This is a genomic window from Pseudomonas cichorii, assembly GCF_019719005.1.
GTDB classification, from domain to species: domain Bacteria; phylum Pseudomonadota; class Gammaproteobacteria; order Pseudomonadales; family Pseudomonadaceae; genus Aquipseudomonas; species Aquipseudomonas cichorii_E.
On sequence record NZ_JAIGPJ010000061.1, the window covers coordinates 1 to 15,995 of the forward strand.

Genomic DNA, 15,995 nt, shown 5'->3' on the forward strand with positions numbered 1-15,995 from the left:
CACATCGAATAATCAGCTTGCCATTCACCCCTCTCACCTTTGACTTTATCTCTCGCTGCAGACACAAGCGACTTCAGTCGCGAACATTATTGGCCGTAAGTAATCTCATTGATCCACCACAACACCTCTCCACCCGGTGTCTGCACCACAGCCTCATCACCCACTTCCTTTTTCAGCAGCGCACGAGCCATGGGTGAGTCGATGGAGATGTAGTCATTGCGGCCATAAATCTCGTCATACCCCACGACGCGGAATTTCTTGACCTCACCCGCCTCGTTTTCGATCTCGACCCAGGCGCCGAAAAAGACTTTGCCTTCCTGCTCCGGGGAATAGGCGACAACCCGCACATCCTCAAGCCGCTTGCGAAGGTAGCGAACCCTGCGATCAATCTCGCGCAGCAGCTTCTTGTTGTACTGATAATCGGCATTTTCACTACGATCCCCCAGCGATGCCGCCCAGGTGACCTTGCGGGTGGTATCGGGACGCTTTTCCCGCCACAGGTAATCCAGCTCCTTTTTCAGAGCCTCATGACCTTCCGTTGTAATGATGTTTGTAGGCAAAAGAGGATTCTCACTAGCGAATGTCGGCAGCGGGGTCGAAAAAACAGAGGGGGAGATAGTAGAAGTTGCACGCTGCAAGCTGCAAGCTGCAAGCAAGAAGGAGTAGGCCTTTCAGTATTTGGTTACTGAAAGGCCTGTGGGAGTTATCGGGATAACTGGAAGCGGCTGACCACGGTGCGCAGTTCGCTGGCCAGTGATGACAGTTCGTCTGCGGTTGCAGCATTGTCATTCACGCCATCCATGACCACCAGGCTGCTATTGCGGATGCCCATGACGTTGCGGTTGATGTCTTCAGATACCGAGTGCTGTTGCACGGCTGCGCTGGCGATCTGGGTGTTCATGCCAACGATTCCATCCACGGCCTCGTTGATCTGTTTCAACGTACCCGAAGCCTGTTCAGAGGCATCGAGACAGGCATGGGCGCGGTCCTGACCGGCTTTCATCTGCTGCACGGCTTCGTCGGTAGCACCTTGCAGTTGCTGAATGATGCGGCGAATTTCCTCGGTGGAGTTCTGTGTACGCGAAGCCAGAGTGCGCACCTCGTCTGCCACCACGGCAAAACCCCGGCCCTGCTCGCCTGCTCGCGCGGCTTCAATGGCCGCGTTCAGAGCCAGCAGGTTGGTCTGGTCGGCGATGGTGCGAATCACCTCGATCACACCGCCGATTTCCATGCTGTGGGTGGCCAGAGCTTCGACTTTTTGCCCGCTGATTTGCACTTCATTGACCAAGGCTTCGATGGTTGCACGGGTTTCACCCATGACTTGCAGGCCTTTGGCCGAAGCACTGCTGGCTGCTTCGGCGGCACTGGCAGCACCTTCGGTGTTATGCGCCACGTCGGCCACACTGGTGGTCATTTCGTTGATGGCGGTGGCGACCTGCTCGGTCTCGGCCTGCTGGGCATTCATGGATTGCTTGGCCTGACTGATCGAGCGCTCCAGACGTTGCGCGGACTCGGAGACAGAATGTGAACTGCTCTCGACCTGGCTCAAGGAATGGGAGAACGCTTCGACCATGCTGTTGAGGCCAGTACCGACATCACCAATCTCGTCACGACTGCCTACTTTTACACGGGCAGTGAGGTCGCCCTGAGCGATGCGGGCAGTCACGCTCAGCAGTTCTTCCACTGCGCTTCGCAGAGCACTGTAAATACCGGCAAAGGCGTACAGCAGCAAGACGCCGAGAACGACGAACAGGCCGATAAAGAACATGCGTTCATTGTTACGATCCTGCAGGCGAGTGGCGAGTTGGTTCTGCAGCGAAGCCTGCATCTGCTCCTGCGCCTTGTAGAACTGCGCGACCACGGCATTGCCACGCTCACCCAGGGTATTGGCGTTTACGTTCGAGCGCTTGCCCGGGTCCAGATAGTCCATCAGGTCACGACTCAGGCTTTCCAGGTCGTTGATGGCCAGGGTAACGGGTTGCTCCACCACATCGGTGAGTTCCGGCTCTTCGCGACGCAGCAGCCGCAGGCTCTGCTGCAACTCCTGGCGAATCTGCGCTTCCTGCTTCATCAGGTTCAGGGCAAAGGCGCGGGTAGTCTCGTCAATCTGGCGGTCGGCACTGAAACCGTTGGCCAGGCCGCGAATCTGGCCGACCACGTTGATTTGCCGAGGCAGGCGCAGCGTGCTCAGGTCAATCAGAAACAACGAGCCATAGTCTTCGTCCAGAATCATTCCGGAGGTGGCCGAAATGTAATAGATAAAACCCAGCACCCTGGTCAACTGGTCGTTCCAGGCACTGAAGATCGTCAATGGATCTGCACCGTTCCTGGCTCGTTCGATCAATTCGCGGGTTTCGGCACGCAACTTCTGCACCCGGTCAGCGGTTTCCAGATACTTGCCGAACTTCCCGTCCTGGATCGCCAGCTCGTTGAAAGCCTGCTCAAGTTTCTCGGCATTGCGATCAACATCGGCCTTGGCATTCTCGTTACCGCTGAGCATGCCGTGGGTCAACGCACGTTGCATCATGGACAGACGCAATACGGGGGTCACGTCCAGCAGGTACTTCTGGCCTACCTGTTCATGACTGAGGGTATCGATGCTGGCGTTGAGCGTCTGCATCACCCGGATACCGAGAAAAAGCAGAGGAATGAGGACAATCACGCCAAGAATAAAAAACTTTATGGGGAAGCGGACACGGTTTGTAACGTAAACGGCAGGGCTCAATATGTTCATCAGATTCTCATTCACTAATTTTTAGCGACAGCCGTTCAGGGCCTTTTTTGAGACGATCCCTTTCTCGTTTGTGTTGGTGTATTTATGCGAAAAATCGGTGCGTCAGGCTTTGTACGAAAAGTCGAAGAGATGCGATCAGACATGGCAAGGACAGGCGATGAGTGGCCTGGGTCACGCATTGGTTCCAGCGTTGTAAAACGCTGTCAGGGATTTGCACTACACAACTGGCTATCGACTGAAGCACATAAAGCTTCAGGCCAATCGAGTTTTCAGCGGACGGAAGGTCACGGGTTGCACAATCGCAACCCGTTTCGGGAGGGCTTGAATAGCGAGAGAGAACGGCGAGTTGCAGTGCTTCTCAGCCGAGGGTGATAAGCCCCTGACGGGCAATTCGCGTCAGATCACGGATGACCTGCTCGACGTTGTCGGCATCCGGCGTCTGGATCACGGCCAGGTCGAACTGGTCATTGGCGTAATGAGCCAGCGATTGGGTCGTATCGGCAAATTGAATGAGAAAGGCACAGGAGCCGCCGCGACGCCGAGGCCAGCCATCCAGATAACGCAACAGCGTCGGCTGATGCGAACCGCCCAACAGGATTTTCGGATTCTTGCGCGACAACACAGTGGTAATCGGGGACAGGCGAGCGAGGGGGCGCAGGTTGTTCATGGTGTCTTGTCTCAGCCTCGGGGGTTCCGCTGGGCAGCGGTGGGAGGCAACACCGAACCAACGTTTTAGCGGTATTTCGACAAGGTCAGTGCCTTGCCTGGCGCCCCGCAAGTAGTTGTTAAATCGGCGCCTGGTCAGCATCCTAGAGAAGCCGCTGGTTAATTGTCAAATGCCATCAGCAAGAAAGGCCCGCCTTTCACAGGCGAGCCCTTCTTGATGCGCATGCCGCTCTTCACTTGGCGATGGCGCGATCCACCGACAGTTTGCCCGCGCCTTCGATCAGGATCGCGATGGCACCGCCAAGCAAGGCCAGTGCGAACTCATAGCCATTGTTAGCCATGAACAGGCCATGAGTGATGTGTACCGAGAAAATCGCTACCAGCAACAATACCGCCAGACCCAGTGCCGCCGGGCGAGCCAGCAGGCCGATCAGTACAGCCAGGCCACCAAAGAACTCGACACTGCCCGACAGCAGCGCCATCAGGTAACCCGGATTCAGGCCCTGACTGGCCATGAACTGCGCCGTACCTTCCAGGCCATAACCGCCAAACGCACCGAACAGTTTCTGGCTGCCGTGAGCGATGAAGATGATGCCGACGATGATGCGCAATACAGTCAGGCCGTAACCGGCGCGGGTGGAAAGTACAGATTTGATGGTTGCGTTCATGGTGAGTTGTTCCGTTACTGATTAAGTGGGAGTGGTGCCATCATAATCAAATCAACCAATATGAAAATCGCAAAAATCTCGGCATTACCATCGAATTATTCGATTTGTCTTCTGATGGCAGACTTTTCAGACGTGTCCTTCTCCAGCGCACCACGCTCGCGATCAAACGCCAGGTAGTACTTGTTCACGCTGTTCACGAAGCTGACGACGTTGGCACTGCCCTGCTCCATGGCAATACGCTCGGTCTGGAAGAACCACTGATTGGGGTTGAGGCCGCGACGGCGCGCCTCGTCGCGCATACCTTGTACCCGCTCCGGTCCCAGGTTGTAGGCGGCCAGCACAAACGCCATGCGCTCACGCTCGTTGACCCTGGGGCTGGCAAAGTACTTGCTGCGGATCAGCGCCATGTAACGGGCACCGGCCTGCACATTCTTGTCGGCAGTCTGGATATCGGAAACACCCACCCGCTTTGCCGCCGACGGCGTGATCTGCAGCAAGCCCGTCGCCCCACCACTGCCCTTGGCCGTCGGGTCCAGTTTCGATTCCTTGAACGCCAGCGCTGCCAGATCCAGCCAGTCCATGTCCTGGGCGTCGGCATGGCGTTGCAGCATGGGCCGCAGTTTTTCCAGGCGCTGAAGGTTGGTGCGCACCAGAGGGTTGTTGACCCGATAGGTGTTCTTGTAGGCCTTTTCGAAAGCCAGGTCCTGATTGGCGGGAGGCTTATAGGTCTTGAGGAAGTCATCGATACTGGCGCGCAAGCGGGTGGCGTCCTGGCGCACGAACCAACTGATGTCGTCGTGGGTGCGCAACGTGAGGCTGCGGTCCAGACGCAGCTTGGGCATGACTCTGGCCCAGCGCTCGGCAATGGGTTGCTCCACCAGCGTCAGGGGATAGATGCCCGCCTGAACCATTTCCAGCACGTCTTCCACGGCAAGGCTGGGGTCGACCCACTCGATACGTACCGGTGCCAGTTTGCGCAATGCCAGTTGCTGATTGACCTGATGCAAGGCTTCATCGGCCATGCTGCCAGCAGGCAGGCTCAGGGTACGCCCTGAAAGCTGATCGACATTCTTGAAGCTGCGCCCGCCTCTCACGCCCACCAGAATCAGCGGCACGTCACGGATGATCGGCTCGCCTGCATTGATCCCCTTGGCGTTGGCGGTATCGAGCAACTCACCGGGCGCCACCAGATCACCCTCGCCGCGCTGCAGGGCGGCAAGCAACTGATTCTTGGCTTTGGGGATCATCTTGAAGGTCACTTTCTGGCCGTTGCGGGCATGACCATTGAGGTATTGTTCGAAGGCTTGCAGGCGCTGATATTCGATGCCGATTTCCTGTCCCTTGACGTCACCGGAGCTGTTGCGGCTCTGATTGACCAGCACCCGTAACACCTTACTGCTGCGAATCGCTTCCAGGTCCCGCACCTGAGTCTTGTGCTGCGCAGCCTCCGGCCCCGCCTGACGGGCAGCCGCGGGCAGAGGCGACAGCGCCAGTAGGCAAACGATGGGCAAAAGCAGGGCTCGAACGGTCATTCACGCTCCGGGGATACGCCAGAAAAGACAGAAAAAAGGATTGCTCAGGGACGCGCCACACACAAAACCGTTAAACCTTCAGGTTTAACCTGATGAATACATTGCCTTTTCTTGTTATTACCGAAGCTCTGATATCCTCGGCAGCCTTCGGCTGGAGGTAGCACCATGCAACTCATCGACATCGGCGTCAATCTCACCAACGCAAGCTTCGACTCGCAGCGACAGGCGGTACTCGACCGGGCCTATGCCGCTGGCGTGTCACAACTGGTCGTCACCGGCACCAGTGTCGAGGGCAGCGAACAGGCTCTGGAGCTCTGCCATGAACTGGATGAAAGCGCTCTGCGACTGTTCTCCACGGCAGGTATTCACCCCCATTCAGCGAGCGATTGGACACAGGACACCGAACAAAAGTTGCGGGCACTGCTCAGGGAATCCCGCGTGCGGGCAGTCGGTGAATGCGGGCTGGATTTCAACCGGGATTTCTCGCCCCGCCCCCAGCAGGAAAAGGTGCTTGAAGCCCATCTGGCACTGGCCGTGGAGTTGCAACTGCCGGTATTCCTGCATGAGCGCGATGCCAGCCAGCGCCTGCTGGAAATCCTGCGCGACTACCGCGATCGCCTGCCAGCCGCCGTGGTGCACTGCTTTACCGGGGAGCAGAAGGCGCTGTTCAGTTATCTGGATATGGACCTGCATATCGGCATTACTGGCTGGATCTGCGACGAACGTCGGGGCACCCATTTGCACCCGCTGGTTCACAACATTCCCCGTGGTCGCCTGATGCTGGAAAGCGATGCGCCTTATCTCCTGCCGCGCAGCCTGCGACCCAAGCCGAAAAACGGTCGCAACGAACCGGCGTATCTGCCCGAAGTCCTGCGTGAAGTGGCATTGCATCGCAACGAAAGCCAGGCCGACCTTGCCAGCCATACCACAGCCTGCGCCCGTGATTTCTTTGGTTTGCCGGATTTTGTGGAGCCAGCCGGAGAAATGTGACGTTACCTTGACCCGCATCAACTGTTTGTTTAGTGGCTGAGGCATCGTGATGGCACCTTGCTGCACATCTCTAACGCTCAACCAAAAGAAGACCACTCATGGGCTCATTGCTTAGCAACCTCTCACTGAAGTACAAGTTCTGGGCCGTCAACGCGGTCGCATTCATCACGACCCTGCTGCTGGTGGTTTACGCCGTGGGGCTGGAGCAACAGGCCCGCCAGGAAACCGCCAGAGACGCCGCCCAGGCACAGGCGCGCCTGATCGCCGCATGGCCCGCCACGCAACCCTTGCCCTCCTCGGCCAATATTCTGACCTACGCACAGGGCCAGACGCCGAGCCTGAACAGCCAGCCTTTGCCACAACTGAGCAATGCCACGGACTGGGTTGCCCTGGATAAACAGGCGGGTGATCAGTCTCTGGTCGGCGCGCAGGTCGTCAGCCGCACCGATGGCCAGCGCATTGCCGTACTGGCCCTGGCACCCTCAGCCTTGCAGGTGCTTGAGGATCGCTTCGCCAATTACGCCATAGCAGTATTCGTGCTGATGATCGCGATGCTCTGCGCCTCGCAATTGCTGATCCGCTTCATCCTCACCCAGCTCAACGCCCTCAAGGATGTGATGCTGCATGTCGAGAAAAGCGGCGATCTGTCTGCACGGGTTCCCAACGGCAGCGATGATGAGGTCGGGCAGATGGCCAAGGCCTTCAATGCCATGCAGGCGGGCTACCAGCGGGTGGTCAACACCGTCTCGCAAACCGCTACCCGCCTGGATGAAGGCGCAGCTCACCTGGCTTCCGGCATGAAGGATGTACGCCACGGCATGCTCGGCCAGCAAAGCGAAACCGATCAGGTCGCTACGGCAATCAACGAAATGACAGCCACTGTCCACCATATTGCCCAGCACGCCAGCACCACACGGGATCAGTCCCAGACTGCTGACAATCTTGCAGGCAGCGGCAAGACCGTGGTCGACCGGGTACAGGTTTCGATTGCCGGGCTTTCCAGCGGCGTGCAGCAGACTGCGCAGATGATCCAGCGTCTTGCCGAAGACAGTCAGAAAATCAACGGTGTGGTCAACGTGATCCACAGCATTGCCGAACAGACCAACCTGCTGGCCCTCAACGCGGCCATCGAAGCGGCACGTGCCGGGGAAATGGGTCGTGGCTTCGCCGTGGTTGCCGACGAAGTCCGCAATCTGGCAAAACGGGTGCAGACGTCCACCGATGAAATCACCGGGATGGTGTCAGCACTGCAAGCCGGAACCCGCGATGCCGTGGACTTCATGCAGGACAGCTCCTACAAGGCCGATGAGTGCGTGCAACAGGCCCAGGAAGCCGGTGAAGCGCTGGCGGCCATTGCCGGTGCCGTGGCGCAGATGCGTGAAAGCAATACCCAGATCGCCGTGGCAGCCCAGCAACAAAGTCAGGTGGCCGAAGAAATGAACCGCGCCGTGGTCAGCATTCGCGATGTCACCGAGCGCACCGTAACCCAGACCGTGGACTCGGCTTCCACCAGTGATGATCTGGCCACGCTGGCCGGTGAATTGAGCAAGGCCATCGGCCAACTCAAGCTGTAAAGGCCTATCGCACCGATAGTCAGGCTTGGCTCGCGGACAAACGGAGCCAGGCCTATTCTTCAGGACATTGAAATAGGTTCTGAAGAGGACAGCAGTATGGGCAAGCGACTTCCCAATCTCCCCACCTGGCAATGGCGCGGCTATGCCGACAACCATCAGCATCCGGCCAATCTTGTCCTGCACCTGATTGCCGTGCCGCTGTTTATCCTTGCGGCTCTGCTGTTGCTCGACGGGATCTTCTCCCTGAGCTTTTCCTCGATTGCGATTGGCATCATCGGCCTGATCGCCGCCCTGGGTTTTCAGCGGCACGGCCACTCTCTGGAAGCACAGACACCCGAGCCTTTCAGCGACAGGAGCGATGCGGTAAAACGTCTGCTGACCGAGCAGTTCGTGACCTTTCCACGCTTCCTGCTGAGTGGCGCGTGGTGGCGGGCCTGGAAGAAGAGGCATCACCGGTGATAAAGAGGCATCACCGATGATAAGAAGACATCACCGATAGGATGTTTCAACCAAATACCGTGACCGTTTGCCTACTGATCGCCACCAGTTGACCATCAGGTGCCCACAGCATCGCAGCGGTATGCCCATAACCATCGCGAGCATGTTCGATCACGGCGCGGTAGCTGCACCAGTCAAGCGTATTCAAAGCGGGTTGTGGCTGCACGAACTCGATGGTCCAGGTCAATGAACTGCCGGGAGTGGGCTTGCTCAAGTGTGGCAAAAGTGCAGGCGGCCAAGTGTCGACCATCGCCAGAATATGCGCTTCAGTGAGTGGCTGAGGCTCTACCTCATCGCGAAAACGCACATAACCGCCAATGGCAGGTGACGGGGTATTGCTGAACGGCAGACCACCCAGCGCCCAGCGCATTTCCATGAAACGCATGTATTCGGGCATCACGCCGCTGATAAAAGGCAGTGCCGGGCAATGCTCCAGCGCTTTGAGCTCGGGAGCCGGATCAGCCGCGACCGCAACCACCGACTCACGCGCCGCGCCAAAACTGCCCTGCATCAGGGTCATCACCTGCCCGTTCTGTATTGCTCGCCCCAGCACCTGACTGACCGCCTTGCCCTCGCGCAGGATGTCGACCTCGAAGGAGATCGGCACGCCCGGCTCGGCTGGCCCGACAAAGGTGATCGCCAGAGAACGCACCGGTCTGTCCTGAGGCACACGGCCGCGCATGGCCTCGTATTGCAAGGCTGCCATCAGGCCGCCAAAGCAGGCGCGCCCCTGTGACCACAGGGCCGGGATGGTGACAGACTGGGGGTTGTCGCGCACCGCGTTGAGCAGATCGGAAAAAGTCATGGGAACCTTGGCGTAGGAAAAAGCTGACAGCCGTCATATTAACGACCCCACCACCTACTGACAGGCGCCGTATCGGCCATATTTGCGGCCTGAATGACTTGACCCCCCGTAATCAGAAACAATCCCTGGCCAATCGCTCCAGTGCAATTTCGGCCTTGCGCTCGGCCCGCACGATACCAATCTGCCAGCCCGCAATGCAGGGCGCCAGATCCGCTTCCTTGCCAGCCTGCGCCAACCACTGCAAATGATCGTGCCAGTTGCCCAGTTCGCTCTGAGCGGCCTTGAGCCTGGCCTGAAGCTTTTCAGGCTGATGACTGAGTTGCGGATAAGCCTCGGCGGCATAGCGCACACGCTTGATAAGCAAACGCAGATCGTGTCGATCATGGCCCGGATCAGCCATGGCCACCCGCAGCTTCTGCCATTGCTTGTCCATGCGCTTTTCAATGACCTTGCGCAGATCACCCAACCCGCCCTGGCGTTCCTGCATGCGCAGCATGGCCGGAAACTGATCGAGCAAGGCCAGTAACTTGAGCAACTCAGCAGACCTGGCCACTTTCGGGCAGGCCTTGTCCAGGTACTCGTGACGCTTGTCCGCCGCTTCGTCCAGGCCTTTTTTGGCGAGAAACCCGGCCAGTACCTGCATGTCTCGCAAAGGCGTCGTCAACTGGCCAAGGGCCTTGGCGGCGTCTTCCAGCGGCTCGGCACCCGACAGTTCGCGTAATGGACGCAACACGCTGCGCAGACGACGAACCGTGGTGCGCAAGTCATGCAGCGCTTCACTGTCGGTGGATACCGCCACACGTGCCTGACAGGCAATCAACTTGACGTCCAGCGCAATGATTTCGGCGATCAGATGGTTCACCATCGACGACATGCACACACCCTCTGAAAAAACGGTTTATGAATGACTGCCCTTCAAGGGCGCCAGGCGCCATGGCAAACGACGGCGCAACGCTTTGAGGCAGCGGCGCAACTCGCTCACCGAAGCACCACTTGCGCCATAGCGCTGAGCCTGAAATTCCTGAACAAAGGCTTCGATGACATCGGCATGGCGCGGAAAAAACAGCACGGCGCGACTGCAAAAGGCTTCGGCACCCTCACCCGGCATGCGCCGCAGTCCATGTCGCGCCAGCAGACGCTCGAAGGCCATGAACAGGCGAAGCTGCGAATCACTTTCCCGTTGCCAGGGTTTGAACAGCCACAAGGCTATCAGTGCCAGAACGCTCAGGACACCCCCCACGAAAACCGGCACCTGAAAACCCGAAAACCAGCGGCCCAGCACCTGTAACTGCTGCTGGCCCTGATAGCCCAGCACCCAGCGCTGCCAGCCGTAGTTGAGGCTGTCCCAGCTCAGGCGCAACGAATTGAGCCAGGCAACGTCCCGGTAACGCAACGCCGACATGGGTGAGTCCTGCAGGAATGCCTCATCGGCGGCCAATGCCTGCTCCAGGCCCTGCTCGATACGTTCGGGCGCCACGGCAGCCGTCGGGTCGACACTGCGCCAGCCAACGTCCGGCTGCCAGTATTCGACCCAGGCGTGGGCATCGAACTGGCGCACGGTCAGATATTGCCCGTCCGGGTTCAACTCGCCGCCCTGATAACCCGCCACCACACGCGCCGGAATACCCGCCGCCCGCAACACAAAGGTCATGGCTCCGGCGTAATGGCCACAGAAACCCTGTCTGCTGACAAACAGGAAATCATCGATGCTGTCGATCCCGAGCGGCGTGGGCTTGAGGGTGTAATGAAACGGCTGCTCGCGAAAATACCGCTGCATGGCTTCCACCAGCGCATCGGGTTCTGGATAGCGGCGCAACAAGTCTCTGGCCCATTGCCGGGCTTGTTCATTGCCCTTGGCAGGCAATTGCAGGTCCTGGCGCTGAATGTTTTCGGTCAGTTGCGCATCACGAACCGCCTGTGGCCATGAAGTCACGGCGAACATCATGGACTGATCGACAGGCCGCCTGCGCTGCAAACGGAAATCGCTCATCTGGCGCACCTCGGCCAGGGTCGTTTCGCCGACATCGAGAATCGGCAGCCACGGACGCCCACTGGGCTCCATGACAATGCTGTAGGCGATTGCATTGCCGCGCTTTTGCCACTGCGGCACCTGCACCGTCTGGGCACGCAACGATTGCGACCAGCGACGACCATCGAACTGCTCAAGGGTCAGGCTGCGCCAGTACAACTGATTACGCGCCGGCACAGGCCCATCGAAGCTGGCACGAAACACCAGGGCTGGCGATTTGCTCAATTCCGTCAGGTCACCCGGCGACATGCTGTCGGACAGGCCGGTCACGCCCTTGTTGCTCGGCTGCGGCAGCGCCCATAACGGATCGAGACGCGGAAAGAACAGAAACAGCAGCAACATCAGCGGCACAGCCTGGGCTATGAGTTTGAAACTCAGTTTCAGGCTGTTGACAGGCTTGCTGGCCAGATCCGATTGTTGCAGGCCGATCAGCGACGCAAGCAAGGCGGCAATCGGCAACAGACTCAATAGCGCCCAGAGCAGGTTGTCCTCGAACAGATAACCCACCACCACGCAAAAGAATCCCAAAAAAATCAGCACCAACGCATCGCGCCGGGTCTGCATCTCCAGCATCTTGAGCACAAAGGCGGCAATCAGCAGCGCGGCCCCGGCATCAAGCCCCACCAGACTGCCTCGCGCCAGGTACACACCACCGGCCGTCCCCACCAACAGTCCTGACTTGACCCAGTTGCCCGGCATGCGGGCCCGCATGCGCATGACTTGCACGCGCCAGGTCATGCACCCCAGCCACAGCAGGATGATGGATACCGGCAGATGGGTGATGAACGGCAGGATGACCAGAGCCTGAGCCAGTAACAGCCAGATCAGGCCTGGACGCGGAACGGGTTGTCCGAGGCTGACGTTGTTCATGAGCGATTGCCGAACAGTGCCAGCTGGCGCAGGCAGGCCTCACGATGTGCGTCGCTGCTGTCCACCGCCGACAGGAAACCCGGCAAACGCAAGGCAAAGGGCTGCTGACGCTGCGACAGCTCCAGTACCCAGTAACACAGACGCGACAGACGTTCCTCGATGTCGCCACCCAGCGCCATGAAATCCAGGCACAGCTCATGGCCGCTCAAATCAGTGAAGTCCTTGACCAGCAGGCCCTGGCCCCGGGAATACGCCTTCCAGTGCAGGCGCCGGCGGTTATCGCCGGGCTGATAGCTGCGCAATCCCTGATAGTCATCCACGCCCGCTCCCTGAGTCGCCTGACCATCGTCCTGAGCATGGGGTTGCACGCCCTGAAGTAGCGGCATCGCACCGGGTATCGGGCGGGGATAGATCAAGACGGTCTGCTCCAGATCCAGCCAGCTCCAGGCCCGGAAAATCCCCAGGGGAAACACGCTCTCGACACGCAATCGGGGAGCGCGCAGCCAGCCACGGGTTTCGGCGGGCAGTGTCAGCTCCACCTCCGTCAGGCCTTCGGCAGTCACATCGCCAGGCTGCAGTGTTTGCGCATTCCAGCCAAGCCCGAGGGCCTGATGGGCATGGCCGGCACTTTCCAGTCGCAGGCGCAACTGCACCGGCTCACCGACAAACACCGAACGCGCCAGACCGGCACTGAGCACCAGTCCACCAAGATTGCGGTAGGTATGCAGAATCGCCAGTATCCCCACTGCCAACAGCAAAAAAGTCAGGCCGTACGCCAGACTGTTCTGGTAATTGATGGAAACCAGCAGCATCAGGAACACCACCAGCGCGAACGTCGCGCCGGTGCGGGTCGGCAGGATGAAAATACGCCGATGATCCAGCTTGATTCGCGCCGCCGGGGGAATCCGTCGCCCCAGCCAGCGCTGCCAGAGCGGTTTGAGCTGTTGGATCAAAGCACCGGCACCTCACGCAGCAACCACTGCACCAGCGCCCCGCCACCATGACCGGTCGGGTCGCTGCGCTCGCGCAGACGATGACCCACCACGGACGGCAACACCGCCTGCACATCTTCAGGGATCACATAATCGCGGCCCAGCAACAAGGCCCAGGCCCGCGCCGCCGAAACAATCGCCAGGCTGGCCCGGGGCGAAAGCCCGTAGGCGAACTGCGGCTGGCTCCGAGTCGCGTCCACCAGACGCAAGACATAATCCACCAGCGCATCGCTGACCCGCACCTGCCGCGCCTGGGCCTGCAACAGACCCAGTTCGGCATGGTTGAGTATTGGTTGCAGACGCGGCATCAGTTCGCGTCGGGATTGCCCCAGCAGCAAGGCTTTTTCAGCCGCCTTGGCGGGATACCCCATGGAAATGCGCATCAGGAAACGATCCAGCTGCGACTCGGGCAAGGCAAAAGTGCCACCGGAACTGAACGGGTTCTGGGTCGCGATCACAAAGAACGGATCGGGCAACAACCGCGTTGCGCCTTCGATGGAAACCTGGCCTTCTTCCATCGCTTCCAGCAAGGCACTCTGGCTCTTGGGCGTCGCCCGGTTGATTTCGTCGGCCAGTACCAGTTCAGCGAAGATCGGCCCCGGATGAAAGGTGAACTGCCCGGTATCACGATCGAACACTGATGTGCCCAGAATATCGCCGGGCAACAGGTCCGAGGTGAACTGGATACGCTGATAGCTCAAGCCCAGTATCCGGGCCAGAGCATGGCTGAGGGTGGTCTTGCCCATGCCCGGCAAGTCCTCGATCAACAGATGACCGCCACCCAGCAGGCACGTCATTGCCAGACGCACCTGCCCTTCCTTGCCCAGCACCACTTCGTTTATGGCACTGAGACATGCATCGAGTTTTCTGCCCATCTGAAAGCCTCTCCAGCCGACTGCCTATAAAGCCATTGGGACTGCAAACGATGCCATCACGCACGACCACTGTAAGGTTAGCGTAGGCCTTTTCGCCAGAGGAGAGAGGAGAATTGCTTTTGGAGATGTGGGGGTCGCGAATGAATTCGCTCCTGCCGGGACCCAATTCATTCGCGAAGGCCGGATCAGCGACCGGCGCGGGACTCGCGAATATAAAAGCGTGCTTTCTCGGCCTTTTGCGTACAACCTTCAAACGCCTCGAATTGCTGCTGAGTCTTGGCACCGGTCAAGAGCGACAGGGCCTTGGAGTAACTGACCGTACCGGCAAAACCTTCGGCCTTGGCCAGATCCAGCTCCTGCCAGGCGCTGTCGAGCTGACTGGCGCAGCTGTCCCGATACCCGGTCTTGCCGGCACAACCTGCAAGGACCACGATGAACAATGGCAAACAGATCCAGGCTTTCATGGGGTGTTACCTCAGACGTGAAAAATAGAGTGTGCGGCTTTGACGATGCTGGCCACTAAAAGTGCCGTAAGCAACTGTTTTCATTGCATGGCATTCTGCATTACCCGGTCATGGATCGATACCTGTCAGGAGCATTCTGATGAAAAAACGAATAGCACTGGTGCTGGGCTCCGGCGGCGCTCGTGGTTATGCCCATATCGGCGTGATCGAAGAGCTGGAACGGCGCAATTATGAAATTTCCTGCATTGCAGGCTGCTCGATGGGCGCTGTAGTGGGCGGTATCTATGCTGCTGGCAAGCTGGAGCAGTATCGCAAATGGATCGAAAGCCTCGATTACCTGGATGTATTGAGGCTGGTGGACGTGAGTTTCCGGCTGGGGGCGATTCGGGGCGAGAAGGTTTTCGGACACATTCGCGATATCGTCGGCGAGATCAATATCGAAGACCTGCGCATTCCCTACACGGCCGTGGCGACCGACCTCACCAACCAGCAAGAGATCTGGTTTCAGGAAGGCTGCCTGCATCAGGCCATGCGCGCCTCGGCAGCGATTCCCAGCCTGTTTACCCCGGTGATGCAGGGAGGCCGGATGCTGGTAGATGGCGGATTGCTCAACCCGCTGCCTATCGTGCCGGTGGTTTCCAGCCACTGCGATCTGATCGTGGCGATCAACCTCAACGCCACCAATCAGCAGCAGTATCAGTTACCGACGATTGAGCGCCCGCCGGCCGTGAAAAAACGTGTCGACTCGCTGATCAGCTCACTGGGCTCGCGCCTGCCGTTCCGGCGCAAGCTCGAAGCTGTCGAGGGAGGATCCGGCAGCCTGAAATCTGCAGCAGCGCTTATTGAAAATCCCTGGCTGGGCGAAGAATCCGCCGACCCGCTGGGCCAGCAACCCGCCGCAGCACCTCAGGCCTCCGGCGCCCCGAAATCGGCCAGCGGCTCGGTCATTATCGACAATGTGGGGCCTGCTTCATTGCTGGACCTGATCAACCAGAGTTTCGAGGTGATGCAGACCTCACTGGCGCAGTACAAGATCGCCGGTTATCCGCCGGATATTCTGATCAACGTTCCAAAGCGGGTGTGCCGGTTCTTCGAGTTTTACAAGGCACCGGAGTTGATCGCACTGGGACGCGAGATTGCCAGGGATACGCTGGATCGGTATGAAAACGAGCACGGGTGAAAGATCACCCGCCGCCATGTGTTTGCGGATGATGAACTGCCCCCAAAAAGTTGGACACCCATCCAACCCTTGGGGGACGTTATGAGTAAGTACACAGAATCATTCAAGCTCACCGCCA

At 58.9% G+C, this 15,995-nt stretch carries 15 protein-coding genes and 1 pseudogene; 4 read left to right on the top strand and 12 right to left on the bottom strand.

Annotation, left to right across the window (positions count from 1 at the left end):
* Positions 1-86: 86 nt before the first annotated feature.
* From greB to K5D32_RS25215, 6 genes and pseudogenes are all read right to left on the bottom strand, one after another.
* Positions 87-560: a transcription elongation factor GreB gene (gene greB / locus K5D32_RS25195; RefSeq protein ID WP_200995054.1), complete on the bottom strand. Its 474-nt coding sequence runs from the start codon at positions 558-560 to the stop codon at positions 87-89.
* 143 nt (positions 561-703) lie between these two features.
* The gene (locus K5D32_RS26445) at positions 704-1,573 is read right to left on the bottom strand and encodes a methyl-accepting chemotaxis protein (protein WP_409339100.1); all 870 of its coding nucleotides are present in this window, start codon (positions 1,571-1,573) and stop codon (positions 704-706) included.
* Positions 1,574-2,734: pseudogene (locus K5D32_RS26450) on the bottom strand (HAMP domain-containing protein); the annotation flags it as partial.
* 358 nt (positions 2,735-3,092) lie between these two features.
* A complete protein-coding gene (locus tag K5D32_RS25205; protein WP_025260590.1) occupies positions 3,093-3,401 on the bottom strand; it encodes a hypothetical protein in 309 nt (102 codons plus the stop codon).
* A 232-nt stretch (positions 3,402-3,633) separates the two neighbouring features.
* Entirely contained in the window at positions 3,634-4,068 is a 435-nt protein-coding gene (locus tag K5D32_RS25210) for a DoxX family protein (protein WP_221575942.1), read from the bottom strand.
* Positions 4,069-4,163: 95 nt separating this feature from the next.
* On the bottom strand, positions 4,164-5,600 hold the full coding sequence (locus K5D32_RS25215) for a transglycosylase SLT domain-containing protein (RefSeq protein WP_221602258.1): 1,437 nt from the start codon (positions 5,598-5,600) through the stop codon (positions 4,164-4,166).
* A 165-nt stretch (positions 5,601-5,765) separates the two neighbouring features.
* Here K5D32_RS25215 and K5D32_RS25220 point away from each other — a divergent pair, with 165 nt between their 5' ends.
* The 3 genes from K5D32_RS25220 (at position 5,766) to K5D32_RS25230 (ending at position 8,623) form a co-directional block, all read left to right on the top strand.
* Positions 5,766-6,590, top strand: a complete 825-nt coding sequence (locus tag K5D32_RS25220) for a TatD family hydrolase (protein ID WP_221602259.1) — start codon at positions 5,766-5,768, stop codon at positions 6,588-6,590.
* A 98-nt stretch (positions 6,591-6,688) separates the two neighbouring features.
* Positions 6,689-8,164: a methyl-accepting chemotaxis protein gene (locus K5D32_RS25225; protein WP_221602260.1), complete on the top strand. Its 1,476-nt coding sequence runs from the start codon at positions 6,689-6,691 to the stop codon at positions 8,162-8,164.
* A gap of 96 nt (positions 8,165-8,260) precedes the next feature.
* Positions 8,261-8,623, top strand: a complete 363-nt coding sequence (locus K5D32_RS25230; protein ID WP_221594748.1) for an Mpo1-like protein — start codon at positions 8,261-8,263, stop codon at positions 8,621-8,623.
* A 46-nt stretch (positions 8,624-8,669) separates the two neighbouring features.
* On the opposite strand, the gene K5D32_RS25235 is transcribed toward K5D32_RS25230, so the two are convergent.
* From K5D32_RS25235 to K5D32_RS25260, 6 genes are all read right to left on the bottom strand, one after another.
* The gene (locus tag K5D32_RS25235; protein ID WP_221594749.1) at positions 8,670-9,467 is read right to left on the bottom strand and encodes an acyl-CoA thioesterase II; all 798 of its coding nucleotides are present in this window, start codon (positions 9,465-9,467) and stop codon (positions 8,670-8,672) included.
* Positions 9,468-9,579: 112 nt separating this feature from the next.
* Complete coding sequence (locus tag K5D32_RS25240; protein WP_260407540.1) at positions 9,580-10,341, bottom strand: CHAD domain-containing protein; 762 nt, start codon at positions 10,339-10,341, stop codon at positions 9,580-9,582.
* Positions 10,342-10,365: 24 nt separating this feature from the next.
* Entirely contained in the window at positions 10,366-12,366 is a 2,001-nt protein-coding gene (locus tag K5D32_RS25245; protein ID WP_221602261.1) for a DUF3488 and transglutaminase-like domain-containing protein, read from the bottom strand.
* Complete coding sequence (locus K5D32_RS25250; RefSeq protein ID WP_221594751.1) at positions 12,363-13,319, bottom strand: DUF58 domain-containing protein; 957 nt, start codon at positions 13,317-13,319, stop codon at positions 12,363-12,365. The genes K5D32_RS25245 and K5D32_RS25250 overlap by 4 nt, the downstream gene beginning before the upstream one ends.
* Positions 13,316-14,233, bottom strand: a complete 918-nt coding sequence (locus tag K5D32_RS25255) for a MoxR family ATPase (RefSeq protein WP_025260600.1) — start codon at positions 14,231-14,233, stop codon at positions 13,316-13,318. The genes K5D32_RS25250 and K5D32_RS25255 overlap by 4 nt, the downstream gene beginning before the upstream one ends.
* A gap of 185 nt (positions 14,234-14,418) precedes the next feature.
* Positions 14,419-14,697 (bottom strand): hypothetical protein, encoded by a 279-nt coding sequence (locus K5D32_RS25260; protein WP_025260601.1) that lies wholly within the window; start codon positions 14,695-14,697, stop codon positions 14,419-14,421.
* A gap of 139 nt (positions 14,698-14,836) precedes the next feature.
* On the opposite strand from K5D32_RS25260, the gene K5D32_RS25265 reads away from it, so the two are divergent.
* Entirely contained in the window at positions 14,837-15,877 is a 1,041-nt protein-coding gene (locus K5D32_RS25265) for a patatin-like phospholipase family protein (protein WP_221602262.1), read from the top strand.
* The last annotated feature ends 118 nt before the right edge of the window (positions 15,878-15,995 follow it).

Excerpts from the sequence above, each read along its gene's own strand:
- K5D32_RS26445 (WP_409339100.1), bottom strand. The coding sequence starts at position 1,573 with ATGGTCGAAGCGTTCTCCCATTCCTTGAGCCAGGTCGAGAGCAGTTCA.
- K5D32_RS25205 (WP_025260590.1), bottom strand. The coding sequence starts at position 3,401 with ATGAACAACCTGCGCCCCCTCGCTCGCCTGTCCCCGATTACCACTGTG.
- K5D32_RS25210 (WP_221575942.1), bottom strand. The coding sequence starts at position 4,068 with ATGAACGCAACCATCAAATCTGTACTTTCCACCCGCGCCGGTTACGGC.
- K5D32_RS25215 (WP_221602258.1), bottom strand. The coding sequence starts at position 5,600 with ATGACCGTTCGAGCCCTGCTTTTGCCCATCGTTTGCCTACTGGCGCTG.
- K5D32_RS25220 (WP_221602259.1), top strand. The coding sequence starts at position 5,766 with ATGCAACTCATCGACATCGGCGTCAATCTCACCAACGCAAGCTTCGAC.
- K5D32_RS25225 (WP_221602260.1), top strand. The coding sequence starts at position 6,689 with ATGGGCTCATTGCTTAGCAACCTCTCACTGAAGTACAAGTTCTGGGCC.
- K5D32_RS25230 (WP_221594748.1), top strand. The coding sequence starts at position 8,261 with ATGGGCAAGCGACTTCCCAATCTCCCCACCTGGCAATGGCGCGGCTAT.
- K5D32_RS25235 (WP_221594749.1), bottom strand. The coding sequence starts at position 9,467 with ATGACTTTTTCCGATCTGCTCAACGCGGTGCGCGACAACCCCCAGTCT.
- K5D32_RS25240 (WP_260407540.1), bottom strand. The coding sequence starts at position 10,341 with ATGTCGTCGATGGTGAACCATCTGATCGCCGAAATCATTGCGCTGGAC.
- K5D32_RS25245 (WP_221602261.1), bottom strand. The coding sequence starts at position 12,366 with ATGAACAACGTCAGCCTCGGACAACCCGTTCCGCGTCCAGGCCTGATC.
- K5D32_RS25255 (WP_025260600.1), bottom strand. The coding sequence starts at position 14,233 with ATGGGCAGAAAACTCGATGCATGTCTCAGTGCCATAAACGAAGTGGTG.
- K5D32_RS25260 (WP_025260601.1), bottom strand. The coding sequence starts at position 14,697 with ATGAAAGCCTGGATCTGTTTGCCATTGTTCATCGTGGTCCTTGCAGGT.
- K5D32_RS25265 (WP_221602262.1), top strand. The coding sequence starts at position 14,837 with ATGAAAAAACGAATAGCACTGGTGCTGGGCTCCGGCGGCGCTCGTGGT.